General features: G+C 39.1%; 28 protein-coding genes and 1 pseudogene. 12 read left to right on the top strand and 17 right to left on the bottom strand.

Annotated elements, in window-relative coordinates:
* Positions 1-936 precede the first annotated feature (936 nt).
* From G573_RS0106005 to G573_RS10955, 3 genes are read right to left on the bottom strand one after another with little or no spacing between them, the layout of a single operon-like run.
* Positions 937-1,830, bottom strand: a complete 894-nt coding sequence (locus G573_RS0106005) for a hypothetical protein (RefSeq protein ID WP_027975861.1) — start codon at positions 1,828-1,830, stop codon at positions 937-939.
* Entirely contained in the window at positions 1,831-2,469 is a 639-nt protein-coding gene (locus G573_RS11145; RefSeq protein WP_051175712.1) for a zinc ribbon domain-containing protein, read from the bottom strand.
* A gap of 25 nt (positions 2,470-2,494) precedes the next feature.
* Entirely contained in the window at positions 2,495-3,619 is a 1,125-nt protein-coding gene (locus tag G573_RS10955) for a zinc-ribbon domain-containing protein (RefSeq protein ID WP_037586813.1), read from the bottom strand.
* A gap of 124 nt (positions 3,620-3,743) precedes the next feature.
* Between G573_RS10955 and G573_RS0105990 the strand changes: the two genes are divergently transcribed.
* From G573_RS0105990 to G573_RS0105945, 10 genes are all read left to right on the top strand, one after another.
* On the top strand, positions 3,744-4,070 hold the full coding sequence (locus G573_RS0105990) for a helix-turn-helix domain-containing protein (protein WP_027975860.1): 327 nt from the start codon (positions 3,744-3,746) through the stop codon (positions 4,068-4,070).
* Between the two features lie 399 nt (positions 4,071-4,469).
* Positions 4,470-5,282: a plasmid recombination protein gene (locus G573_RS0105985; protein ID WP_027975859.1), complete on the top strand. Its 813-nt coding sequence runs from the start codon at positions 4,470-4,472 to the stop codon at positions 5,280-5,282.
* A gap of 89 nt (positions 5,283-5,371) precedes the next feature.
* On the top strand, positions 5,372-6,064 hold the full coding sequence (locus G573_RS0105980) for an XRE family transcriptional regulator (RefSeq protein ID WP_027975858.1): 693 nt from the start codon (positions 5,372-5,374) through the stop codon (positions 6,062-6,064).
* A gap of 135 nt (positions 6,065-6,199) precedes the next feature.
* The gene (locus tag G573_RS0105975; protein ID WP_027975857.1) at positions 6,200-7,615 is read left to right on the top strand and encodes a Y-family DNA polymerase; all 1,416 of its coding nucleotides are present in this window, start codon (positions 6,200-6,202) and stop codon (positions 7,613-7,615) included.
* Entirely contained in the window at positions 7,612-7,983 is a 372-nt protein-coding gene (locus tag G573_RS0105970) for a hypothetical protein (RefSeq protein ID WP_027975856.1), read from the top strand. The genes G573_RS0105975 and G573_RS0105970 overlap by 4 nt, the downstream gene beginning before the upstream one ends.
* A complete protein-coding gene (locus G573_RS0105965; protein WP_027975855.1) occupies positions 7,970-8,266 on the top strand; it encodes a DUF5960 family protein in 297 nt (98 codons plus the stop codon). The genes G573_RS0105970 and G573_RS0105965 overlap by 14 nt, the downstream gene beginning before the upstream one ends.
* Before the next feature lie 491 nt (positions 8,267-8,757).
* A complete protein-coding gene (locus G573_RS11140) occupies positions 8,758-9,906 on the top strand; it encodes a replication initiation factor domain-containing protein (RefSeq protein ID WP_051175710.1) in 1,149 nt (382 codons plus the stop codon).
* A gap of 42 nt (positions 9,907-9,948) precedes the next feature.
* Positions 9,949-10,221 carry a DUF3173 family protein gene (locus tag G573_RS0105955; RefSeq protein WP_027975853.1) on the top strand — a complete coding sequence of 91 codons (273 nt, stop codon included), beginning with the start codon at positions 9,949-9,951 and terminating at the stop codon, positions 10,219-10,221.
* On the top strand, positions 10,196-11,347 hold the full coding sequence (locus G573_RS0105950; RefSeq protein ID WP_027975852.1) for a site-specific integrase: 1,152 nt from the start codon (positions 10,196-10,198) through the stop codon (positions 11,345-11,347). Before G573_RS0105955 ends, G573_RS0105950 begins: the two co-directional genes overlap by 26 nt.
* A gap of 77 nt (positions 11,348-11,424) precedes the next feature.
* The gene (locus G573_RS0105945) at positions 11,425-11,724 is read left to right on the top strand and encodes a YbaB/EbfC family nucleoid-associated protein (RefSeq protein ID WP_027975851.1); all 300 of its coding nucleotides are present in this window, start codon (positions 11,425-11,427) and stop codon (positions 11,722-11,724) included.
* 172 nt (positions 11,725-11,896) lie between these two features.
* Here the strand turns inward: G573_RS0105945 and G573_RS0105940 are convergent, their stop codons facing one another.
* Positions 11,897-12,409 carry a DUF536 domain-containing protein gene (locus tag G573_RS0105940; protein ID WP_027975850.1) on the bottom strand — a complete coding sequence of 171 codons (513 nt, stop codon included), beginning with the start codon at positions 12,407-12,409 and terminating at the stop codon, positions 11,897-11,899.
* A 133-nt stretch (positions 12,410-12,542) separates the two neighbouring features.
* Here G573_RS0105940 and aao point away from each other — a divergent pair, with 133 nt between their 5' ends.
* Positions 12,543-13,715: an aminoacetone oxidase gene (gene aao / locus G573_RS0105935; protein ID WP_027975849.1), complete on the top strand. Its 1,173-nt coding sequence runs from the start codon at positions 12,543-12,545 to the stop codon at positions 13,713-13,715.
* 183 nt (positions 13,716-13,898) lie between these two features.
* On the opposite strand, the gene G573_RS0105925 is transcribed toward aao, so the two are convergent.
* The 13 genes from G573_RS0105925 to G573_RS0105865 all read right to left on the bottom strand — a co-directional run bounded on the left by G573_RS0105925 (position 13,899) and on the right by G573_RS0105865 (position 23,650).
* A complete protein-coding gene (locus G573_RS0105925) occupies positions 13,899-14,672 on the bottom strand; it encodes a DUF4931 domain-containing protein (protein WP_027975848.1) in 774 nt (257 codons plus the stop codon).
* A 107-nt stretch (positions 14,673-14,779) separates the two neighbouring features.
* Positions 14,780-15,301, bottom strand: a complete 522-nt coding sequence (locus tag G573_RS0105920) for an O-acetyl-ADP-ribose deacetylase (protein WP_027975847.1) — start codon at positions 15,299-15,301, stop codon at positions 14,780-14,782.
* Between the two features lie 46 nt (positions 15,302-15,347).
* The gene (locus G573_RS0105915; RefSeq protein ID WP_027975846.1) at positions 15,348-15,674 is read right to left on the bottom strand and encodes an AzlD domain-containing protein; all 327 of its coding nucleotides are present in this window, start codon (positions 15,672-15,674) and stop codon (positions 15,348-15,350) included.
* Complete coding sequence (locus G573_RS0105910; RefSeq protein WP_027975845.1) at positions 15,664-16,362, bottom strand: AzlC family ABC transporter permease; 699 nt, start codon at positions 16,360-16,362, stop codon at positions 15,664-15,666. The genes G573_RS0105915 and G573_RS0105910 overlap by 11 nt, the downstream gene beginning before the upstream one ends.
* Positions 16,363-16,454: 92 nt before the next feature.
* On the bottom strand, positions 16,455-16,904 hold the full coding sequence (rpiB, locus tag G573_RS0105905) for a ribose 5-phosphate isomerase B (protein ID WP_027975844.1): 450 nt from the start codon (positions 16,902-16,904) through the stop codon (positions 16,455-16,457).
* A complete protein-coding gene (locus G573_RS0105900) occupies positions 16,901-17,551 on the bottom strand; it encodes a ribulose-phosphate 3-epimerase (RefSeq protein WP_027975843.1) in 651 nt (216 codons plus the stop codon). Before G573_RS0105900 ends, rpiB begins: the two co-directional genes overlap by 4 nt.
* A 143-nt stretch (positions 17,552-17,694) precedes the next feature.
* Positions 17,695-18,432, bottom strand: coding sequence for a DeoR/GlpR family DNA-binding transcription regulator (locus G573_RS0105895; RefSeq protein WP_027975842.1), 738 nt, complete (start codon positions 18,430-18,432; stop codon positions 17,695-17,697).
* A gap of 56 nt (positions 18,433-18,488) precedes the next feature.
* Entirely contained in the window at positions 18,489-19,859 is a 1,371-nt protein-coding gene (locus G573_RS0105890; protein WP_027975841.1) for a PTS transporter subunit EIIC, read from the bottom strand.
* A 28-nt stretch (positions 19,860-19,887) separates the two neighbouring features.
* Entirely contained in the window at positions 19,888-20,820 is a 933-nt protein-coding gene (locus tag G573_RS0105885; protein WP_027975840.1) for a sugar phosphate isomerase/epimerase family protein, read from the bottom strand.
* 192 nt (positions 20,821-21,012) lie between these two features.
* A complete protein-coding gene (gene tsaD / locus G573_RS0105880; RefSeq protein WP_027975839.1) occupies positions 21,013-22,023 on the bottom strand; it encodes a tRNA (adenosine(37)-N6)-threonylcarbamoyltransferase complex transferase subunit TsaD in 1,011 nt (336 codons plus the stop codon).
* Between the two features lie 26 nt (positions 22,024-22,049).
* A complete protein-coding gene (gene rimI / locus G573_RS0105875) occupies positions 22,050-22,487 on the bottom strand; it encodes a ribosomal protein S18-alanine N-acetyltransferase (protein ID WP_027975838.1) in 438 nt (145 codons plus the stop codon).
* Positions 22,488-22,491: 4 nt separating this feature from the next.
* Positions 22,492-23,178, bottom strand: coding sequence for a tRNA (adenosine(37)-N6)-threonylcarbamoyltransferase complex dimerization subunit type 1 TsaB (tsaB, locus tag G573_RS0105870; protein ID WP_027975837.1), 687 nt, complete (start codon positions 23,176-23,178; stop codon positions 22,492-22,494).
* 10 nt (positions 23,179-23,188) lie between these two features.
* A complete protein-coding gene (locus tag G573_RS0105865; protein WP_027975836.1) occupies positions 23,189-23,650 on the bottom strand; it encodes a MarR family winged helix-turn-helix transcriptional regulator in 462 nt (153 codons plus the stop codon).
* A 175-nt stretch (positions 23,651-23,825) separates the two neighbouring features.
* Between G573_RS0105865 and G573_RS10950 the strand changes: the two are divergent.
* Positions 23,826-24,881, top strand: a pseudogene (locus G573_RS10950) (SDR family oxidoreductase).
* Positions 24,882-24,889 lie beyond the last annotated feature (8 nt).

Below are 24,889 nucleotides of genomic sequence, written 5' to 3'. Positions count from 1 at the left end.
AGAAGTCCATGCTATCGCTTATATTACCCTACTATATTAGCCCACTTTTCTTTCATTCATGGCCTTATATAGTAGACCATGAAATTTAAAAATACAGATAACTATAGTGAGCCATGTTTTTTAAAACAACGGTGTGATATAGAAGCCCATGTTTAACAAAATATGAGCCTTATATGTAATCCATTATTGAGATATTCGTGGTACAGTATAGTACCTCATAAAGATAATAAATGATGGTCTAATATAGCGGGCCATGTTCCTTTAATTCATGGTCAACTATAGCTAACCACCAATGACTAAATAATGGGCCGGTATAGAGTAGCCAAATGAGGAATTTTATGGTCTTGTATAGAAGCACACGATTTAACTTTTTATGTTCCACTATAGTTGACCATTATTTGAAAATTTACATCCTAATATAGATGCCCATGTTTAACAAAAATATGGGCTTTATATGTAACCCATTATTGAGATATTCATGGTACAGTATAGCGCCTCATAAAATAACAAATAATGGTCTTATGTAGTGTGCCTCGTTTCTTTAATTCATGGTCGACTATAGTTAATTACCAATAACTAAATAATGGGCCAATATAGAGTACCAAAATGGGGAAATTTTATGATCTCGTATAGTAGCACTCGATTTAATTTTTTATGTTCTACAGTAGTTGCCCATTATTTGAAAATTTGCATCCTAGTATAGAAGCCCATACCACCTTATATAAGCGCTCTTCTACACTAGCCCATCTTTTGCTGATTTATGAATTGTTAAATAAGCTCATGAAAGAATGATAGTATGAATTTTATATGTAGATCATAGTTAGTAAAAAATCGGTCTTTGTGTAACCACATTTCCTATGAAATAAAAAGCATATACACTAGAGAGGGGCTGGAACTACTGCTCCAGACCCTCTCTAATTTTATACCATATAATCATTACTGAACTTCAATGCCAAGGTATTCATTTGTACAATGTATATTAATTTGAGTAAGAATTTCATTATCAAAAGTGAACTCTACATAAGAAGGACGGTCATTTTCTTCACGCCCATCTAATATGTAACTTATGAAGCAGCGTGTATCATTCTTATCATACTCTCTGTCATATCTGAAATACTCATCTTTATATATAGGGTTCTTAATTTTGACATTATCTAAAAATTGATTTCTTGTAATTCCTAAATTAATCCCTTCGTACGATAATCTATTTCCTGCATTTTCATTTGGCTTAATTGCACTATTGACACTGCCTTTATATTGGAAAGTAAGAATGTTAATATCCGAATCAACAGCCTGGGCACTACGTCTTTTTGTGTTAATAACATTTGCAGAAAGAAAGAAGGTTGTTGAGTTTTTTCGATTTTTTGCTGAGATAGACTCAAATGGTGTTGCTGTCTTTCCATTATCTATTTCAGTCATTGCTCCATCGTTACCTTCCATCTCTTCGCCCTCAACAGTTTCCCAAATTTTTCTAACAGTATTAGGCAGATTAAAATGATAAGAGTCAATTACAAAATTTGTTCCAAGAGTTACGTTTATCTTCTTTTGATTATGAACTGGTAGTATTTGGTCAATATCTAGGTATGACATTGCATCATATACAGAATCATCATTTTTCAAAAAACTATAACGGTAGATTCCCTCATCGTCCAATTTACCCTCTGGCGACTCATAAGTTTCAAAGTTGTGCACGACATCAGCAGAAATAGTTTTACCACTTGTTGTATCTGAACTTTTATTCTCTACTGATCCGTTTTTTCCTTTTCCACAGCCAACTAATAGCATTCCACAAATTATTAAGATAAAAAAATATTTAAATTTATTCATCATCTACACACGTCCTTTCGATTTCTTATAACTAGGATCTAATTGATTGATCTTTTCTTCATATTCTTTGATTTGACTGACTAATGATTGAAACTCCGAATCCCAATCGTTAGCAAACTTACTATAATAAGCCTCGCCTAATTGCTTAAACAGCGCATCAAGTTTCCTTTTTTCTAAACTGACCTCAATATTAGTCCTTACGTTACTTGTCAACTCTTTTGTCTTTTTTGAAGCTAAAGAACTGACATCTGATATCTTCTCTGTAATATCTGTCAAAAAGGAATGCTCCCCATCTGTTGATCCAAACTTTGCTCCACATTTTGGACAATAATCACTATCTATTTGTAACTGATTTCCACATTTATAGCAGAATTTTTTTAACGGCTGCTCTTTCTGAGAATGATTAGAGTTAGATAGAGGTGAAGTTGTCAGTTCAATTTTCTCACCATGTTCTATCCCATCTGCCATCATCGGTATGATTGGACTATTTAGAATTTGTTCTGGATTTTCAATAGAATCAGAACTACCTTTAGCATCTTCAGTTAAAAACAATCCAGCATTCTTAGCCTCAATAAATTCTTTTGGTGTTGGTTTGCGGCCTTTTTCTTTTTCAAAAGACTCAATCCATTCATCTTTAAACATAGCTATTCATTCCTTTTCAAATCGTCTAATAAGCTTTATTATAAGCAACTCCCATATTTTGCATAAAACCAATACGTTGGCTCACTGCTGGGAAACCTCTTTCAAAAAATTTCTTAATTCTAGAATTATCAACTGATGTTATATTGTCTAGATAGTAACAGTACACTTCTCCTAGGTTGTGCTCAGCCACATATTGATCAGCAGCTAAAACATCTTTTTGAATCGTGCTTCTAACAAATAAATAAGTTAGTCCTACCCAAGTCGCAATTATTGCTAAAGAAACATAAAAGATGATAGCTCCGTTCTTACTTTGCGACGTATCAGACCAAAATGATGTTCTTCTATCTCCATAATTTTTATTGAATCCGCTCCAGATTAAAATAGCAATTGCTGCTAATACGACGATAATGTTGGCAGAAATAACAACTAATAATAAATTCGGGGCCATATCGCTAATTCGATGCAATTCAAACATCACTTTAGATTCAAAAATTTCTGGGTGCTGAGCCAGTGATTCTGATACAACAAGTTTGTTCATCCCAACCGCATAAGTAACTGGTACGTCACTATTAATAATATGAATATCAATTGTCTCAGGCAATAACAAACCTTCAGACCTAGCTTTGGCTATCATATTATCTATGGGGACTTTTAAATATTCTATTTGTTCTTGACGTTCAATCTTTCTGGCACCAATAATCCGACACACTAGCCCCTGCCCTGTTTTTGATATCGCAAACATCATCAAAAGAATCGGTATCCCATATTGAAAAGAACTGGTTATCGCTAAATAAATTAATAAGATCCATCTTTTATGCTGTATGCAACTCGTCAAATAGTCTATTATTGAAGTTTTCTGAAATTGAGCAGACATGTCACTTGAGTGGTTTTCACCTTTCAATCTCTGACCACAGTTTTGACAAAACTGAGTTCCTTCTATAGCTTGACTACCACAAGAAGTACAAAACATCATGGCTTTAGTTGGTTCATTTAGATTATTTTCGGCATCTTCTTGAAGATTTGATTGACTCATTGCTGCAGTGGTATTTTCTATGAACTCTCCACTGAATTTCGCGGAAGTCATTTCTTCCTCAGTAGCTCTTCTTCCATTTATAGCTTCAAAAGCTTCTAACCATTCTTCTTTTGTCATAGTATTCTCCTAGTTCTTATATATAAAGCTATTTTACCACATTTTCAGTCTTTTGTGACTGTTAAATTTATTTTCAGTTTTTTATAGTGGTTCTTTGAAAAATTAATACCTGTATGATAGGTTTATGGAAAATAAACTACAGAAATTTATTGCTCAGCGCATCAGAATTCTACGGAAACAAGCTGGTATGACACAAATGGAGCTCGAAGAAAAAGCTGGCTTAGGTTTTAATTATATTTACAAACTAGAAAATAAACCTAGTAATATTACTATCAGTACACTTTACAAAATTATAGAAGCCCTTGAAGTAGATATACCCACTTTTTTCGATATGAAGCAAGGTATTGATGAGGAAACCGAAGATCTATTACTACTCTTAGCCGAACTTCCCAAACAAAAACGCCATGAATTCACGAAGGCTCTATCAATTCTGATTAAGTCTCTAAAATAGAGAAATAAATTTATCTTCAAGCCATTGTGAAGCTAAGAATAATGTTACAACACCAACTGAGGAGAGTACTCCTAGCTTGTTCATCATCCTGTATGCCTCCACGCGCATAAAGTTACAACTGGCAAAGATAAACCATATGAAATAGCTATCCATCTGCTCAAAGTATTTACCTAGACATCCATTTCGGATGTCTTTTTCATTCTTGACTACTCCACAATCTTAGCGTGTATACAGCGCTGTTAGTCAAAGAAAAATGAACAGCCTGTGCCTATTTTTTCTTTATTTGCATCAGGAAAAATTAATATCTCCAACCCTAGATTCAACGACATTTCATTATCAAGTTTTTATTTTTTTAATTATATGGCATGATATTAATGAATACATTTTTAGGAATATGACATGACAAATAAAGCAAACAAGCCTATGAAGGTTACTGTTCAAATTGGAAATACAGGAAGTCCTTCTCATAACTCAAGAAATTTTAATATAATATCTGCTTCTCATATTGATGAAAGTCGGTCTCACCTAAATCATTACATTTCTACCTATCCCGATTTAAAATATAATTTCGTTGAAACGGAAAAACGATTTTATCGAGTTAATTTTTCGGATTGGCTTAAAGATATTAATGCAAAAGCAATCAAACAATACCATCCAGAACGCAAAAAAACGAGTGAAGATTTAAGAAAAGGACGGAATACTAAGCCACAAGAAGTTATTTATCAAATTGGAAACAAAGATATAGCTCCTACTTCAACTGAATTTCGTATATGGAACAATGAACTGATAAAATATCAGTCGAAATTAACCAAAGAAAACTTATTTATCCTTGATGGTGCTATTCACAACGATGAAGCAACCCCTCATGCACATATCCGACAAGTTTGGGTATATCATGATAAAAATGAGGATGGAAAAGAGCTCCTCAAGATTGGGAAAAGAAAAGCTATGATAGAATTGGGATTGCCACTTCCGAATCCTGAAAAACCTGAAGGCCAGTATAACAACCGCTTAATGACCTATACTCGTCTTATTCGTGAAGAAGGGGAACGCCTGGCTATTGAAATGGGCTTTAACATTGATGTTGAACACAGCAAACGTCCGCACATGTCAAAAGAGGCATATATCCGTTACATTACCAGTCGGGAGTATGAAAATAAGGTGCTTAAACAAATTGAACAGAATCAGAAATTCAATCAACAGGATCGGTAAAGAAAATAAACTTTTCCCCATTGCTCTTACTCAAAAAATCTGGTATACTTTTGTTAGTTTATAAAACAACAGATGATTCGGGAGGTTTTATGTTTTCGGGAAATCGTTTAAAAGAAAGGCGGATGTCTCTAGGTTATTCGCAGTCTGCTGTGGCAGATAAACTTCGTATCAACCGTTCCTCCTACTTCAATTGGGAAAATGGAAAAACAAAGCCAAATCAAAAGAATCTCCAACAACTGGCCACCATCTTAAAAGTTCCAGAGACTTACTTTGAATCTGAATACAAGATTGTTAGTACTTACCTCCAGCTCTCTTCGGATAATCAAAAAAAGGTTGATGGCTATGCCGAAGAATTGCTTCAAGCACAACAATCACATGATAACATTGTTCCACTGTTTTCTGTGGAAGTCCTATCTGATGTGGCTCTTTCTGCTGGTCTTGGTGAATCTCTCTTTGATGAATACGAGACAGAAACCGTTTATTCAGACGAAGAACAATATGGCTACGATGTTGCTGCTTGGATTAAAGGAGACTCTATGGAGCCTATATACCTGGATGGTGAAGTCGCTCTTATTCGTGCCAGTGGTTTTGATTATGACGGAGCCGTCTATGCACTGTCATGGAATGAGTCCGTCTATATCAAGAAACTTTATCGAGAAGAAAATGGGTTTCGAATGGTATCTCTAAACGATGATTATCCTAATCGATTTATCCCCTATGAGGATGAACCTCGTATTGTTGGATTAGTCGTTAGTCACTTCATGCCCACTATAAGAAGCTGATTGTGATACCACCTGCTAAAACTATCATTTGTAGTAAAGAGCATATTTACATTGCACCACAGCATATTGAATATGAGATAACAGATCATATTGATGAACTGGAAAGTTAGAAGGAGATAAGGAGGAACTAAAACCATGGGCTATATTGATTATTCCAAAGAACCTCAATCTGATATAGCTTTCGTTGATATGAAGTCTTTCTATGCCAGTGTAGAATGTGTTGACCGTGGATTAAATCCCTTGCACACTTCTCTGTGCGTTATGAGTAGAGCTGAAAACGCTGCGGGGTTAATTTTAGCATCGTCTCCTATGTTTAAAAAAGTCTTTGGAAAAAACAATGTCGGACGTGCTTACGATTTACCCTTTGATATTCAGACAAGAAAGTTCAATTACTATAATGCTAAACGCCAAGGACTTGATATCTCACCCAGGTACATCTCTTATATTGAAAGCTGGGCTAAAAGAACACTGATTGTCCCTCCCCGGATGGATCGCTATATTGAGAAAAACATCGAAATTCAGCATATCTTTCAAGACTATGCTGCACCTGATGACATTCTTCCCTACTCTATTGATGAGGGCTTTATTGATCTAACCTCTTCTCTCAACTACTTCATCAGAGATAACTCATTGAATCGAAAGCAGAAACTGGATGTGCTATCTTCCAAATTACAACATGACATTTGGAAAAAGACAGGGATCTATTCAACTGTTGGTATGAGCAACGCTAACCCATTATTAGCTAAATTAGCTCTTGATAATGAAGCGAAAAAGACACCGACCATGCGAGCCAATTGGTCTTATGAAGATGTCGAATCAAAACTTTGGTCTCTTCCACACCTAACTGACTTCTGGGGTATTGGCAGACGTACAGAGAAACGACTCCATAAATTGGGCATCCCCTCTATCAAAGAACTGGCTAATGCTAATCCAGATACACTTCAAAAAGAATTTGGAAAAGTCGGCGTTGAATTGTGGTTCCATGCCAACGGTGTAGATGAAAGTAACGTTCACAAGCCTTACAAACCTAAGTCTCACGGTCTAGGTAATTCTCAGGTTTTACCTCGTGACTATTACTCAAAACGAGAGATTGAGACTGTCTTATCGGAAATGGCAGAACAGGTAGCGAATCGATTAAGAGCGGCCCACAAAAAGGCCACGGTAGTATCTATCCAAGTCGGTTACTCAAAAATAGAGAGGAAGCGACCTATTATGGCGCAAAAGAAAATTGAGCCTGCCAATCTAACAAAAACAATGGTGAATCATGTACTGGAGTTATTCCGCAGTAAATATAACTCTGGGGCCGTGAGAAATATCGGCGTATTCTACAGTGGCTTTGTCGATGAAAGCATTGGACTCCTATCACTTTTCGATGATGTTGAAACGATAGAAAAGGAAGAAAGACTCCAAGCAGCCATTGATACTGTTAGGGAACAATTTGGTTTTTTGGCTATACAAAAAGGAACCGTCCTTACAGAAGGTTCCAGAAATATTGAAAGAAGTAAACTCATCGGCGGTCACTCCGCTGGAGGATTAGAGGGACTAAAATGATAGATCGTTCTTATTTACCTTTTCAATCAGCAAGGGAATATCAAGATGCTGGGATGCAAAAATGGGTGGGATTTTTCTTATCAGAACACACTTCTGCTCTTTCTAATGATGCGAGTAGAAGGACTTACCAGTCTGAATTAACCGTAGAGATGAAACATCTGCTGCTAAACCAGTTGTATGTGAATCAATTGACTGCACGAATCACAATAGAAGAAAAGAACAATTTAAACTATGTCATTGGTAGCGTCCTAACGCTCACAAGTGACCATGTTTTAGTGAAATCAACTGATGGGCATATCACTATCGCACTCGAAGATATGCTTGCTATTGAACTTTTGGAGGAGGTGCCCCTGCATGAATCAGCTTGACTTTCATCACAATGAGTTACAAATGGATTATTTTAGCGATAGCTATCGTCGCTTTGAGATAGACTTCTACCGCTACTCTGCCTTAGATATCCCCTTAACGTTCTTAACAGATGATATTCTCTTGGCCATGTCCAAATCCCAACATAACTACTTTAAGCTCAATAAAGAGAATGCTAAGGATAATAGGGACCACTACTTCATCTTTGATATTAAACCTGTAGAGGAAGAAAAGCTAATTCGAAAGTTTGTCTATTTAAAAACAACTCTTCATCTCTTCTCTTGAAGTACCTAATAGCAATTAAATTATATATATGAACAAAAGGAGTAGGCGTTATCGCTTACTCCTTTTGTTATATCCATAGATAATATTGAAAAACTATCAATAGAGTATTCTTTAACATTTACAAATATTAGTAGATAAATACTTGAAAAATTATTTATCCCTAAAAAAAATGAATTTTTGAATGAGACTAAATTTTTTCGTGGCATAATATAGTTGCCAAAAACAACATAGGTTTTTACGACGATTTTTAAAGAAATCCTAGCTGTTCATGGCATACTATCTATGCGAGAAAATAAATCTAACATAAATTATATCAAAATGATTTACTTAGAGCTCTAAAATACAAACAATTTTCTAAAGATTAATTTTCAAGCATTCACAAATACATAGAGGAGAGTAATATACCCCCTCTCGACCGGTCGTACCAACCAAAAGAAGTCCTTTAAGGATAGTCTTTCCAATTATTTAAAAATTTTAAAAAGGAGATATTTATGATAGACATAAAAGTTGATCAAGTTACTTTAGTTGTATTTGATAATAATTCTCAGCACGAACATACATTTTGGCAGGAACGAGCCCAAAAAAATATTCAAAAATTATTGCACCTAAGCAAACTTTCTGAATTATATAGTTTTACTGATGAGAACGTAAAATTACCGCGGGGATATACAGTCGGTTTCAATATAGACAATGCGACCTTCCAGTTATCAATTGCATATCATCCTGACAATCTACAAATAGGGATCATCATATATTTCTCAGCTAAAGCATGGGATAACTATCAACAAGCATTTCAAGAAAAGTTTGGCAAATCTATTAATGTCCACACGTTATTACAAGAGCTACAATTTTCTTCTCTCAATATAAGATTGAGTCGAATAGATATTTGTGTTGATTTTATCAATGAAAAAATTAATATCTCGAAACTGAAACGTTCACTAGAAAGTGGGCGAACAGAGTTAAGATACGGAAAATACAAAAACTCTAATAAAATAAATCTCCAACATATTCAAGAAGATAACTTAAAAAAGCCATATCCCAGAAATACTTCTCAAATCAATGATATTTCAAAGGATTTTAAGACAGAGACAATCTATCTCGGATCTCGTTCTAAAAACAGTAAGGCTATAGTACGTATTTATGATAAAAAAAGAGAATTGCAAGAAAGAAATATAGATAAAAATGTGGAAGATTGGGTTCGATTTGAAGTTGAGTTTAAAGAAAAATTTGCACATCAGTTAACCTTAGCTCTTCTTGATTGTCAATCAGATAACGAAGCCAAAAATATTATACTATCAGCTGTTCTTGATAAATATTTATTTTTCTATACTAAATCTAACAGACTTCATAAAATATCAAAGTTAATGTTAGAACAACTTGAGAGTGGGGCATTTTCTTTTACTACATCAAAAATCACTGATAATAGCTTAGAAAAAAGTATTCAATATCTTATAAGAGGCTCTGGATTGTTAGCACTTTTGTGGAAAGTTGACCAAATCTATGGACAGAGAAGTTCCCCAAAATTATTAGGCCATTTTTACCAGATTTACAAAAATACATTCAAGCCAAACAAAGACCATCTGAGTTGGCTTAATAAGTATCAACACGAGCTTAAAGGCACAAAAGAACCGTGGATTTAGTCTAAAGAAAGCAACTATAAAATAATACATGAGGAGAAAATTATGATCGATTTATTATCAAAAGAAGAGATTATCACATTAACAGGCTACTCAGAATCTCAAGCAAAAAAAATTATACGAATGGCAAAAGAAGACCTAGTACAACATGGTTTTCTCTTTTATAATAATAAGAGGGTAGGTCGTGTTCCTAGAAAATCAATTGAACGAATTCTAGGTTTTGAGCTCTCACCTAAAGATGGTATAATTGATAGTGTGCAAGAAGATACTGTTTTTGAAAAGGGAGTTTCAAATGACAGTAACGAGACAAAAAAATAAGAAATGGAGGGTGGATATCAGTGACGGTTATGATCCTGTAACAGGGAAACAAAAGCGTCATAGAAAAACAGATTTCAAGTCACGCAAAGAAGCAGAAAGATATGAGGCGGACTATCGAATCAATAAGCTTTATCAAGTAGGATACCAAGACAAAATCAGTGTAGACTATTTGTATTCTTTGGTTCGAGAAGAAGATGAACTTCGTGGTAATAAACGAGGTACAATTGATAGTCAAGAGTCCTATTTCCGAGTATATGTCTCACAATATTTTAAAAATGCAAATATGCGAGCAGTATCCATTGCTGATATTAAGGATTATAGAAATTGGCTTAAGAGCCAACCTAGTGTAAAGGGTGGTACGCTATCTAATACTCACATCAATCAACAAATGATTTTTCTTCATAAAATGTTTGATGTTGCGATTTCAAATCAGCTTCGTATAGATAATCCCTGCGATGGTTTGCGGCAATTACCTCAACCATACAAAGAAATGAATTACTATACGCCTGAACAATTCAAACAATTCGACTCGCTTTTTAAAAAAACAGAATACCAATATCAGCTGTTTTACAGAATATTGATGTATACCGGAATTCGTATAGGAGAAGCATTAGCTTTAACTTGGAAGCAAGTCAATCTTGACGAAAAATATATTGATATTAAATACTCTGCTTATTATCGTAATGGACAAGTTCATATCGGTACTGTAAAAACAACTCAATCAAATCGTAGAATTTATATTCACAATGCCTTTATAGAAGAATTGAAATTATGGAAGGCAAAACAGTTTGATTTATTAGGTGAATTTACAGATGACTCGGATAATCTTCAAATTTTTCAAACAAGTCCTGAGTTGCTCACAGGTCCTAATATTTCAAATTTTAGAGTAATCCTAAAAAAGAGAATGCCTGATAATCTCAAGTTAATTCGCAATCATGATTTCAGACACTCTCATGCAGCCTTTCTTATTTCACAAGGCTTACGAAACGGTGAGGGGAGAGATTATATCTTCTTTACCTTGATGAAACGCTTAGGACATAGTTCTATAAACACTACTATAAATGTTTACTCACATTTATTTCCAACACAACAAAAAGAAGTTGCTTCTGCTTTTGAAAATTTTTAACAATAAGGCAAAATAAGGCAACGAAAATTTACAAACAGGGTCTAAACCCTTGATACGAAAGGAATCTAGAAAATCTTATGATGAATATGCAAAACATGATGAAACAGGCGCAAAAACTGCAAAAACAAATGGAGAAAAAGCAGGCTGAACTGGCCGCTGCTACTTTTGTTGGCAAATCTGCTCAAGAATTGGTTGTTGCTACTTTTACAGGTGATAAAAAGCTGGTTTCTATTGATTTCAAAGAGGCCGTTGTTGATCCCGAAGATATTGAAACACTGCAGGATATGACCGCTCAAGCCGTAAACGATGCCCTCAGCCAAATTGAAGATGCCACGCAAAAAACGATGGGTGCCTTTGCTGGGAAACTGCCTTTTTAAAATTGAAAAAGGAGAGAAGCCTCCATACGGCTAATTCATCAAGTTCAAACAGTCTGACGGAGTTCGGCAAGGATGGACTGGAAAAGCAAAAAACGGCTGCTCAATCAGCCGCTTTGTTAATCTATTAGCGCAATATAAGATTCAAGGCCGGGACACGTTGTTCCGGCCTTTTTTATTTACCAAACAAACGGGCAAAAAATCCTTTTTTGACGCCCTCTTGCTGATTTTGAATCTCTTCGACCTCTGCCTTAGCCTCATCAAGTTCCAGCTTGAGCTGTTCCTTATCTTGCATGGCGGTCAGGGTCAGCTGCTGCTGCTGGTCTATTTGCTTGTCTTTTTCAGCAATCTGCACATCCTTGATCCGCAGCTGTTCATCTTTTGAATCCAGCTGGCTGTCTTTTGCTTTAAGCTGCTCATAAAGGCGCGTAATTTCAGTGTTTTTTTCATCAATCAAAATTTCAAGAAATTCCCGCTGCTTAACTTCCTCGCTGACTGGCTCGTCTTCAAAGATTGTCTTTTTATAAATTTCCTCTAATTTGATAAGGCCGGCACGGTTGACAACCGTAACCCCCTTGTCATTTTTTTCAACATATTCTTCAGGAAAAGATTTAACGCGGTTATTAACCGCTTGTCGGCTCACTCCCAGAATTTCAGCCAATTCGCTGACTGTCTTTTCAATTGCCATAATATCCTCATTTTTACAGAATTTATACTATGAAAATAGTATCATATCACCCTTAATCTGTCAATTTATGGCAGGAAAAGCAAGGTTTTTAAGAAATCTGTCAAAGCCGGTAAAATTATGCTAGAATGAAAGTATGATACATTTTGATACTATTGTTATCGGCGGCGGGCCTGCCGGTATGATGGCCAGCATTTCTGCCGGCTTTTATGGGCAAAAAGTCCTCCTCATTGAGAAAAACAAAAAGCTGGGCAAGAAGCTCTCCGGCACCGGCGGCGGCCGCTGCAATGTCACAAATAACGGCAGTCTTGATGACCTTATGGCAGGTATTCCCGGCAATGGGCGCTTTCTCTACAGTGTCTTTTCCCAGTTTGATAATCATGATATTATCCATTTTTTTGAAGAAAATGGGGTGGCCCTAAAAGTTGAAGATCATGGGCGCGTCTTTCCAGTAACGGATAAATCACAGACAATCATCCGCGCGCTGGAGGCAAAAATTCAAGAAACCGGCGGCACCGTGCTGACTAATACAGAAGTCACCTCAGTCAAAAAAAGAGATGGCCTCTTTCAGCTCAAGTCAAAAGATCAGGCCTTTACCTGTCAAAAACTGATTGTCACAACAGGCGGAAAATCTTATCCCTCAACCGGATCAACAGGATTTGGGCATGAAATTGCCCGCCATTTCAACCTTGGTCTAACACCTCTCGAAGCAGCCGAAAGTCCTCTGCTGACAGATTTTCCTCACAAAGCTCTGCAGGGGATCTCACTTGATGATGTCACACTTAGCTGCGGCAGACACCAAATCACGCACGATTTGCTCTTTACACATTTTGGTCTGTCCGGTCCTGCTGCGCTTCGGCTATCCAGCTTTGTCTCCGGCGGTGAGACTGCTAACCTAGACTTTCTGCCACAGATGATGTCTGAAGATCTGCTCAGCTATTTTCAAAAAAATCGAGAAAAATCCTGCAAAAATGCTCTTAAGGGTCTGGTTCCCGAACGTGTTGCCGACTTTCTGAGTGCCAATCTGCCGGACAAGATCAAACACCTGTCTCCAAGCCAAACACAAGAGCTTGCGGACAAGCTTAAAAAACTGCCTATTAAAATTACCGGCAAGATGTCTCTGGCCAGATCCTTTGTTACCAAAGGCGGGGTTGAACTCAAAGAAATCAACCCTAAGACACTGGAAAGTAAGAAAGTTCCGGGTCTGTTCTTTGCCGGTGAAGTCTTAGACATCAACGCTCACACAGGCGGGTTTAATATTACTTCTGCCTTGTGCACCGGCTGGGTCGCCGGCAGCGTTTCTGTGTAATTCAAAGGATGCCAAAACAGATAAGGTTATTTTGACCGCTGCGCAGGACAAGTGCCAGCAAAGCTTTAAATCTTCTTGTTCTTTCCATAAATTAAGAAAGCTGGGATTTTCACCCAGCTTTTTCCTAGTGCCTACAGTCACTCTGCCAGATGACTTCACAGCAGGAGGCTTGGCTATAGAGTTTTATTTGATTTTTTCAAGAAATTTGTGCCTTAGATCATCTCTGATCGTTTCCAAGCGTTTTAGCTGATTGACCTGATGAATGCCATAAGCAATATTGTAAGCCGAGGTCACAAAACGCGGTACGACCTTGCAGCAAATTTCTCGCTCAAAACGATAAAAGAACAAATTATAGGAGCTGCAGCGACCGCCGGCAAATTCATTGAGCACATAATCACTGAGCAGCTGCACACTGTCTGCCAGGCGGTCTAAATCACTGATATCAGCAATTCTGACATTAAACTCTGTAAAGTCCTGTAAGGGATACGACGATATGGTAATTTCAGCCGCATGTTTTGACTCTTTATAAACTTCCAGACCTGCAAAAGTTTTCCTGTCCAAGGCTGCATAAGCATCTAGATCTTTAAAGCCCACAAGCTGTGAATGAGGGTGCCTGAGGCTCCCTCCGGATAAGGGACCAAAATTGCGAAAGAGAACAACACTGCGGTAATCCTTGCAGACCTCAAGCTCTGCCCATTTTTCAAACATAAAAGCAAAAAGCTGCCGGTTAGCTGCTGAATCGTAAGCTGAAATATCTCCCTCATGCCAGCTGGACTCAATGATCAGGGTTTGATAACTGTCTTGCAAGACAGGAAACTTATTCTCCACCCAAATCATGTCCTTTTTTCTATCTAAAATTTTGCCAAGCTCCGTCTGCTCACAAAAAGGGCAAGTATCCTTGTTGCTGGGCTTCTGACTGGCAATCGTGGTATTAAAGGTGAGCTTACGGTAGGTCATAACGTTTCCTTTCCTAAGTGTTTATGACATTATTCTAGCATAATTTTTCAAGGCCAAGCAAAAAGAACCGGCTTTTTGCCGGAACTTATTTAAAACTTGGTTCTCACTCATTTTTCTTGTACAGATTTATTAACGCAGTTATCATAAGCAGCATAAGTTCTCTCATCAAACAAGACCCACTCAATAAGGTCAAAGTCATCTGGATGTTCTTGGATATAGCCGGAAGCCTCAGCGCAGGCAATCTGAGCAGCCTTGTCAACCGGAAAATGATAGACGCCTGTTGCGATTGAGGGAAAAGCAATCTTGCGAATGCCATGCTGAGCTGCCAATTTTAAAGACTCACGATAGCAGGATGCCAAGAGCTCAGCTTCATTTTTCCCGCCGCCCTGCCACACCGGACCAACTGTATGAATAATGTAGCGGCAAGGAAGATTATAAGCCTTGGTCAGCTTAGCCTGACCAGTCTTACAGCCGCCAAGCTGACGGCACTCTTTTAGCAGCTCTTTGCCCGCAGCCCGATGAATGGCGCCATCTACACCGCCGCCTCCTAATAATGTCTGATTGGCCGCATTGACAATAGCATCAACGTTTTTGACCTTGGTAATGTCTCCTTGAATAATTTTTAACATAAGATACCTCAACAATTTCTTTAGTGAACATTAGGGCTCGCTATCATTAAAACAGCAGACGAATTACGGCCATGGCCGCAATTCCTGTTAAAACAGCATAGAGTAAATTTTTGGATTTATAGGCAATGTAAAAAACAGGAAGACTGGCTAAAACTTCCAGCCAGTGCACCTGAGGGAGCCGTCCAATCCTTTCATCAAGAAAGCTTGAAAAAGTCAGGGCAAAAAGGATAGATACCGGCAGATACTTCAAAAAACGCACCACAATATCAGGCAGGCCCTTATATTTGACTAAAATAAAAGGAGCAATCCGAGGCAGCCAGCTGACCGCAAAGCCCAGTAAGATTGCAGTGAAAACATAAGAATCAAGGCTCATCCAGCATCACCCCCACCCCGCAGCCAATCAAAGTTGAAAAAAGCACTGCCAAAGCTTCTGAAAGCAGCATCGACAGCAACAAAAAACTTCCTGCAACGGCTGACAAAACAAGAACAACTTTTTTGGCGCTGTCTGACACAGTCATAGCATCAAACTGACTGACTAAAAGCCCGATAAACATAGCAATCAAGGCAAAATCAAGGCCGAAGTTTTCTGGGCTTGGAATAGTGTTGCCCAGCAACGTTCCTGCAACAGTGGCTGATACCCAGGCTGAGTAGCTGAGAAGATTATTGCCGTGCATCCAGCTTGGTTGGATATTTTTATTGTGAACATTTTCCCCCAGCAGGACACCGTAGCTTTCATCGGTAATCAGTGTGCCGATGCCGATATTCTGCCAGAGGCTGGACTTGGTGAAAATTGTCGTTGCATGCAGGCTCATCAGCATATTGCGCAAGTTAACCAAGAAAACAGTCAGTGTAATGCTCCCCAAATCAGCGACGGAAACAAACATGGCAACCAGAGCAAATTGGGCAGAACCTCCGTAAATCAAAAGGCTCATCAAGCCAACTTCCAAAGGAGACAGACCGGCAGCAGCTGCCACAATGCCAAAGGCAAGTCCGATTGAAATGTAACCTAAAGCTGTCGGCGCAGCGTCTCTCATCCCTTCCCGAAATCCCTTTTCCTGCATCAAATCCCTCACAATCAATGACTAGTAGTTTCATTATAGCACACAAAAATACTCTTGAACACGGGAACAAGAGCATTTTTATCCATTTACTTTTATAAATTGTCGTCTTCGATCTCTTCAATCATATCCAGCCTTTTTTGATGGCGGCCGCCTTCATATTCTGCTGTCAGCCAGCTGTCTACAATCATCTTTGCCAGTTCAATCCCCACAACACGCGCACCAAAGGCCAGAATATTGGTGTTGTTGTGCTCGCGGGACAGCTTAGCCGAATAAGGCTCACTGCAGATTACACAGCGAACGCCCTTAACCTTGTTGGCTGAGATACCGATTCCGACACCTGTTCCGCAGATTAAGATTCCTTTATCAACCTGACTGCTGACAACGGCCTGAGCTACTGCCTTGCCCGATAGGGGATAGTCAAAGCGCTCTGAGCTGTCTGTCCCAAAATTAACGACTTCATAGCCGTAGGCTTCTCTGATGTAATCACTGATGGCCTTTTTGTAGGCAACAGCAACATGGTCATTGCCAATTCCGATTTTCATAATCTTTGCAGCTCCTTCATTATATCTTGGTATGTTTTTTTCTGTCCGAAAAGCGCGCTGGTCCCTAAAACAAATCCATCACAGCCCATTTTTGACAGTTCGGCTATGATTTGCGGACTGCAGGCTCCGTCAATGATGATCTTGTAATGATAGTTTTCTTTCATATCAAGCAAAACTTTGATTTTTTCTTTGACTGTTGGCAGAAATGCTTGACCGGCAAAGCCCGGATTAACCGTCATGACTAACAGGTAATCGCACAAACCTAAAACTTCTGACACAACCAAAGGATTCGTATCAGGATTAATGGCCAGACCGGCCAGCTTTCCTCTGCTTTTGATGTAGGCCAGTGTCTTTGAAACATAGCGTTCACTCTCAGGATGAATGTAAATCAAATCAGCCCCGGCGTTGATAAACCAGTCAATCTTACTGCTGGGATTTTCAATCATAAGATGACAGTCCACCATTTTATTGGTATGCTGTCGGACAGCTTCAATATCCATGACTCCCATTGCTATATTTGGCACAAAACTGCCGTCCATCACATCGCAGTGAAAACTATCTGCCCCGGCCAGATCAAGCTCTGTCACCTCTTTTTTAAGGTTCCCAAAGTCAGCACACATCATACTTGGACACAATAATTTTGCCATACTTACTCTCCTTTCCAAAGGATAACTAAGGATAATCAAACACCGACCTGACGGCAAAGCAGTGGTTTGATTGTCAAAGTGTATAAAAAATCCAATTCCCGAAAAATATCAGAAATTGGATCTTGACCATTACTAAGCAGCTATCATTTTACCTTTAAAGAGACAATATCATTAATGGAAGCATCAAACTGATCAGAAATCACCGTCAGGTGCTTCAAATCAAAGGCTTTAACATTGGAGGTCTTGTGGAATTTTGAGCTGTCACACAGCAGAAATAACTGGTTGGAGTGTTCCTTAACAATCCTCTTTTTAACAGCTTCTGCCAGTGTCGGTGTTGTTCCGCCGCTGGCTTTTGACAGGCCGTTTATCCCTAAGAAAGCCTTGTCAAAATACAAATTTCCTAAATTTTCCTCGGTCAGGCTTCCTTTCAAAGAAGATGTTTTGGGATTGTATTCACCGCCCAGCAGAATAATTTTAGCTGCAATCGGTTCATGAAAAGCCAAAATATCCGTGTTGGTCGTATAAATCGTTATCTTCTTGTCAAAAATCTGCTCAAAAAGAGCTGAGCAGGTCGAACCTGAATCCAGATAAATCACATCACCGTCTGTGATTTCTCTGGCAGCCAGCTGAGCAATTTTCGCCTTTTTATCACTGTTGAGAGTGCTTTTTTGCGAAATCGGTATCTCCCTGACTGTTGAGTTAAGCTTCACCGCTCCTCCTGACAAAGCTTCTATCTTGCGAGCTTTCTCCAATTCTTTTAAATCCCGTCTCAAGGTTGACATTGATACGCCGCTGATCAATTCTTGCAGCTGGTCAATTTTTACAATTTCCTTATCTTCAATAATTCTTAATATCTTTTGCTGTCTCTCATATGGAATCATTATAGTCACCTTCACTTTATAGTAATAATGATACCATATTTGCCCTACATTTTCATTTAGGCTAATTTATCTTCCTTCGTCGTGAAAATATAGCCTAAAATACCACCGACAACTACCGAAATGGCAAGACCGATGATACCATTGATAACATTGGCATTACCTGCAATGAAAGCCGGAAAAGTTGTTACACTGCCAAAAACAAAGGCATTCGTTACGACTTTGGTAAAGCCTAAGTAAGCTCCGCCAACGGCACCTCCGATAATTTGAGCCAGAAACAGTTTTTTATTTTTGACCAAGAGACCAAATAACGTTGGCTCAATGATAGCCGATAAAGCAATGGTTACCACGCCAGTCAGGGCGAAATTTTTCAGATTTTTATCTTTTCCTTTGAGATAAACACCCATGGCTGTTCCAATAACAGCAAAATTACAGGCAAAGGTGAGAGGACAGATATAGTCAAAACCATTTTGAGAGATATTATTGATCATAATCGGATTGACTGCCCAGTGAATACCAAAGCTGACCAGCACACTCCAGCCGCCGCCGATGACAATGCCGGTCAAGAGACCGCTTCTTTCAATCAGCCAGTTAACAGCATTGGCAATCAATTCGCCGCCATAGACACCGATAGGTCCGATAACAATAACCGTTAAAGGCACCATAATTAAGAGGGAAATCAAAGGAACCATAACCAATTTCAGTGTTTCAGGAATATGCTTATCCAGCCATTTATAAAGGTAAGAATAAGCCCAGATGGTTAAAATGATGGGAACAACCGTTGAATTATAATTCATCAAAACAACCGGAATGCCAAAGAAATTAGTCATTGCCCCATTTCCTGTCTTCCCCAGTAAGGCAATGAAATCCGGATGCAGCAATGCAGCGCCAATCAAAGCTGAAATATAAGGACTGGCACCGAAACGCCGGGCAGATGTGAAGGCCAGCAAAACAGGCAGGAAGTAAAAAACACTCATGGACGCAGCAAATAAGATAGCATAAGTCCCGCTTTTTTCACTGACTAACCCCAGCTGTACCGCAAGAATGAGCAGACCTCTTAAAATACCAGAACCTGCCAAAGCCGGCAAAAGAGGAGCAAAAATACCAGAAATAGCTGAGAAGATCTTACTGATGAGACTGCCGCCTTCTTCTCCCCCTTCATCAAGGCTGTTATTGGCATTTCCCTTAACCAGAATTTCAAATTCATCATAGACATGAGGAACTTCTGTGCCGATTAAAATCTGATATTGGCCGGCCTTGTTGATGACATCGACAACTCCCTCAACATTTTTAACAGCTTGGTCATCTGCTTTGGAGCTGTCTTTTAAATTTAAACGCAGTCTGGTTGCGCAGTGCGTCATATTCAGAATATTTTCAGAGCCGCCAATATGGTTTAAAATATCTTTGGCTGTTTTTTTGTAATCGACCATTTTATTCTCCTTTAGTTTGAAGGAAGGTTTAACTTCCCTTAAAAAACTCAAGCATCAGCTGACTTGCTGCTACTGCATCATTTTTATCAATAACAGACTGGATATATTCCAGCCCGGTCTTATTGATCAACTGTTCAAAATGCCGGATCATCTGTATATTTTGCTCACATTCCTTTGAAGCATCCTCAATAACAGGGAAAGTGTCAAAGTAAATAACTCCATCAAAATGATGCTTCTTCAAATAATAAAGCAGCTCCAGCGTCTTGAAAGGTGAAGAAGTCCCAATCATAAGCCCATCATCATTAAGACCGTAGCCATCATTAAGATGGATACCGTAAAGCTTGCTTTGGCTGCCAAAAAGATCCGCAGCAAAGGCCGGATTTTCATGCTTCATCAGCATGTGACAGTAATCCAGTGTTACACCTACGTTTTTTCTGTTGACATCATGCAGCATCATACCAGTCACACCCATGCTGTCAATAAAGGCATAAGCCCGCGGCTGAAAAGGCTTGTATTCTATGCTGATTTGCAGATCCGGAGCATAGTCTGCAATTGTTTGATAGGCAGCCCTCAGCTGTTCCCAAACTTTTTGATAGTTGATTTGAAAACTGTAGTCAAAACCATCAAAGCCCAGCCAAATCGTAATAACATGTCCTCCTGCCTGCCGGCAGTAATCAACAGCGTCCTTACACAGCTGCAGAGCCTCCTGAGCAAGCTGAGGATTAGCATTTCCCAGTTCACCATTGATAAACTGTTCTCTAAAACGCAGGGCAACCCCGTTTAAAGCTAAGTCATTGTCAGCCAGGAGAGACTTCATTTCTTCTGCCTCATAGCCCTTGACATGCTCTGGATAGTTGAGGTCAACATAGCCCAGACCTAATTCTTTGAAACGTTTGAAAACCTCCTTGATATCATTGTTATTGACCGGCAGGAATGAATTGATGCGTGTTGCTAATTTCATAATATTTCCTTTCTGTGTAGCTACAACTGTATTATAATCTTTTTGTTAAGCGTTTTCAATCATTTTTTATCATTTTTTTTAATATTTTTTCAATTATTTTCGGATTTTGCCGCTTTGAGGCTAAAAAATAGAAGTAAGACCAAAACAAAACTTTTAAAAATTCCGTTTTGGTCTTACTTCTTGATGACACATCTATTCTAAACTGTCAAAAGCTAAGCTTGGCCGAGCATTTAAATCCAAATCTGCAAAATGCCCTTTCTGATATTCTACAGCAGCAGCATAGGCTATCATGCCGGCATTATCTCCGCAAAGCCGCAAGGGCGGGATAATAACATTAACATCTGATATTTCCTCTTTCAGACGTTCCCGCAGTCCCTGATTAGCCGCAACTCCTCCTGCTACCACCAGCGTTTTGACAGGATATTGCTCCAAAGCTTTTTTCGTTTTTGCCAAAAGAATATCTAAGACAGCAGCCTGAAAAGATGCACACAGGTCTTCAACAGGCAGCTCTTCTCCCTTTTGTTTGGCATTGTGATGAAGGTTAATAAAGGCCGATTTTAATCCGGAAAAAGAAAATTCCAGGTTGTCTTCTTTGATCATTGCTCTTGGGAAATTATAAATGTCCTGCCCTTTATGAGCCAGCTGATCAATCTCGCGCCCTGCAGGATAGCTTAAGCCCATCACACGTCCGACCTTGTCATAAGCCTCTCCTACCGCATCATCACGCGTTTCCCCGATAATCTTGTACTGGCCTGCTTCTGCTACATAAACCAGCTCGGTATGCCCCCCCGACACCAGAAGAGCCAAAAGCGGATACTGCAAGTCAGCAGTGCTCTGGGCTGCCATCAAGTGGCCCGCCATGTGATTAACCGGAATCAAGGGCAAACCGTGTGCCCAGGCAAAAGCCTTAGCCGCTGCCATTCCAACCAGCAGAGCTCCAACAAGCCCGGGACCGTAAGTCACCGCAACAGCTGATAAATCTTCTGCTTTAGTGTCAGCTTCTTTTAAGGCATCTTGAATACACAGTGTAATAACCTCTACATGATGACGGCTGGCCACCTCAGGCACAACTCCGCCAAAACGTTTGTGACTTTCCACCTGACTGGCAATAACGTTACTTAAAAGCTGATTGTCATTTTTTAAAACGGCCACGCTGGTCTCATCACAAGACGATTCAATGGCTAAAATATATCTGTCTGTCATTATCTTACTTTCTTTTTTTACCTTGTTTAAAAACCTGCAAAGCGTCCTTCCCGCTTCATCAAAATAGCATCTTCAGATGGATTGCGATAGTAGTTTTTTCGCTTGGCAACAGCTTTAAAGCCAAATTTTTGATAAAGACTCTGCGCAGCTCGATTGGAAGCTCTAACTTCCAAAAAGACAGGCAGCTGTTCATCTTTTATGAAGGTGCTCATAAGCTGACTGCCCAGCCCTTTCCCTTGATAAGCATTCTTAACAGCAATATTAGTGACTTCAAGTTCGCCTACTAAGTGCTGTATGGACAAAAAACCGACAATTTCTCTGTCCTCATAGGCGAAAAAGTAGTCTGCTTCTGCTCGGTTCATATCAGCTAAAAGCTGTGCCTGACTCCAGGGAGACTGAGGATAAACATCTGCTAAGATGTCAAAAAGTACCGCTGCAAGTTCTTCATTCTTTTCGTCTTTCATTAAACTACACCCGCTTAATGTAAGAATCCGATGTTTCTTCGTGGTCTTTAAGCCAATTTTCCTCTGCCTCCACGCGTTTCAGATAGTTCGGTACAAAGGCATTGACATCAGACACAGGCATCAGCCGGCCGACTTTGCCAATCTCATAGGCTGACGGCAAAGTTTCTGCTGCTTGTGCCTGTGGAAAGAACTGCTGAATATCTTCACGAAAGGCGGCCACCTCTCCTACAAAAGTAAGCTCCTGCCTTCCCTGCAAATGTTCTAAAACATCCTGAAATGAGGCATGCCTATCAGCTTCTACTGCTTTGCCATTTTCATAGAAACCAGCATAGACATTGCGGCGTCTGGCATCCATAATAGGAATAACCAAACCCTTCGAATGACTGCTGAGAGCAAGTGCCTGCAAACTGGAGACGCCCACTAAGTCAATAGCAAGTGCATAAGCCAGCGTTTTAGCGGTAGCTGCAGCCACGCGCAGTCCCGTGTAAGAACCGGGCCCTTCCGCAACCACAATACGGTCTAAATCGGCTGGTTTCAAATCTGCTGATTGCAACAGAAAATCAATCGCAGGCATCAGACTGACACTGTGATTTTTTTTAATATTTAAGGTCATAGATGCCAAAAGATGATCCTCCTCTAAAAGAGCAACGGACATCGTTTTACTTGACGTATCAAATGCTAAAATTTTCATGACTTTTCCTTTATTTCTTCTCATCCCAGAGTAAACGGCGCTTGAGTTTTTCTTCGTAAGAGCTGCCTGTAATATAGGATTTTAAGGCTTGATTGAGTATTTCAATTTCTGGATAGTCCTTCTCTAATTTTTGATCAAAGACACTCTCGCATTCTTCAATTTTAGGAAGCAATTTTTGACCTGCCATCGTTAGAGATAAGAGAGAACTGCGGCCATCACTGGCAGATTTTTCTTTAGTTACCAAGCCTTTTTTAATAAGTGATTGCACCAGCCTGCTGGGGCTCTTTTCTTCACAGATAAGCAAATTTCCTAACTCTTTCAAAGACAAGGGAGCGTGCTTTCCTAATACGACAATGACTTCTCCCTGATTAGGCGTTATTCCCAAAGGGTCCAGCAGCCTGCCCAACTCCTTTGTTGCACGTTTTTCAGCACTTCTAAATAAATACCTAAATTGAGAACCTTTTAATGACATTATGTACTTCCCTTTTAAAAATCAGATTAATCTCTTTTCTATTTTACACTAGTTTACCTAAATTGTTGACAATTAACTATTAAAAATATAAAATGACTTTAAAAATAGATGACGTGTCATCTATTTTATGGGTAACTCGTTTTATAAGTCATTCAATTAAGAAAAGGAAGCTATTATGACAGATATCAATACTGCTGCATCAAAAAATCCCAGAACTGTTAAACACGCCTTTGTAACCGGCGCTACAGGACTTTTAGGCAATAATCTTGTTCGTGCTTTGCTTGATCAAGGTATAAAAGTCACTGCTTTAGTGCGTTCCGAGGAAAAAGCTAAGCTGCAATTTAGGAATTTACCAATCCGATACGTCAAAGGAGATATTCTTGAGCCGGAAAGCTACCGATCCTACTTAGCCGACTGCGACAGTCTTTTTCATACAGCAGCTTTCTTCCGAGACAACCATAAAGGTGGAAAACATTGGCAGGAACTTTATGATACTAATATTACAGGAACTATTAATCTGATGCAGGCTGCTTATGACGCCGGTATCCGTCAAATAGTGCACACTTCATCTATTGCCGTACTAAAAGGTGAACGCAATCAGCCTATTGATGAGACTATGTCACGAAATCCTGATACTAAGCTCAATTACTACCGCAGCAAAATTTTAAGCGAGAAGGCTGTAGATGATTTCCTTAACAAGCATCCCGATCTTTTTATTTGCTATGTTCTGCCCGGTTCGATGTATGGTCCGGGAGATATGGGACCAACTGCTACCGGACAGCTGATTTTGGACTATATGCAACAAAAATTACCGGGTCTTATCACCAAAGCCAGCTACAGTGTCGTCGATGCCAGAGATGTTGCCGCCATTCATATTTCAGCCTAAAAATACGGACGCAGAGGTGAGCGTTATTTGGCAGCGGGGCGTCATATGACTATGGAAACGATTGTCAAAACCTTGGAAAAAGTGACAGGTATTCCTGCCCCAAAACGCCATATTCCAAGTTTCCTGGTTCAAATTTTAGCACAATGGAATGAGCTTTATCACAGGGTAACGGGTAAGCCTGTTCTAGTCAGTAAAGAGGTAGCAGACATTACAGCCGAAGAATATCTTCGAACATATTTTAACCATGAAAAAACTGAGCAGGAACTTGGCGGACATTTCAGACCCTTTGAAGAAACCTTGTTAGATACTGTTCGCTGGTACCGCAATCACAGCTATTTGAACTAATATTAAAA

The sequence above is a fragment of the Streptococcus devriesei DSM 19639 genome, assembly GCF_000423725.1.
GTDB lineage: Bacteria > Bacillota > Bacilli > Lactobacillales > Streptococcaceae > Streptococcus > Streptococcus devriesei.
This window is presented reverse-complemented; position numbering and strand designations above follow the sequence as displayed.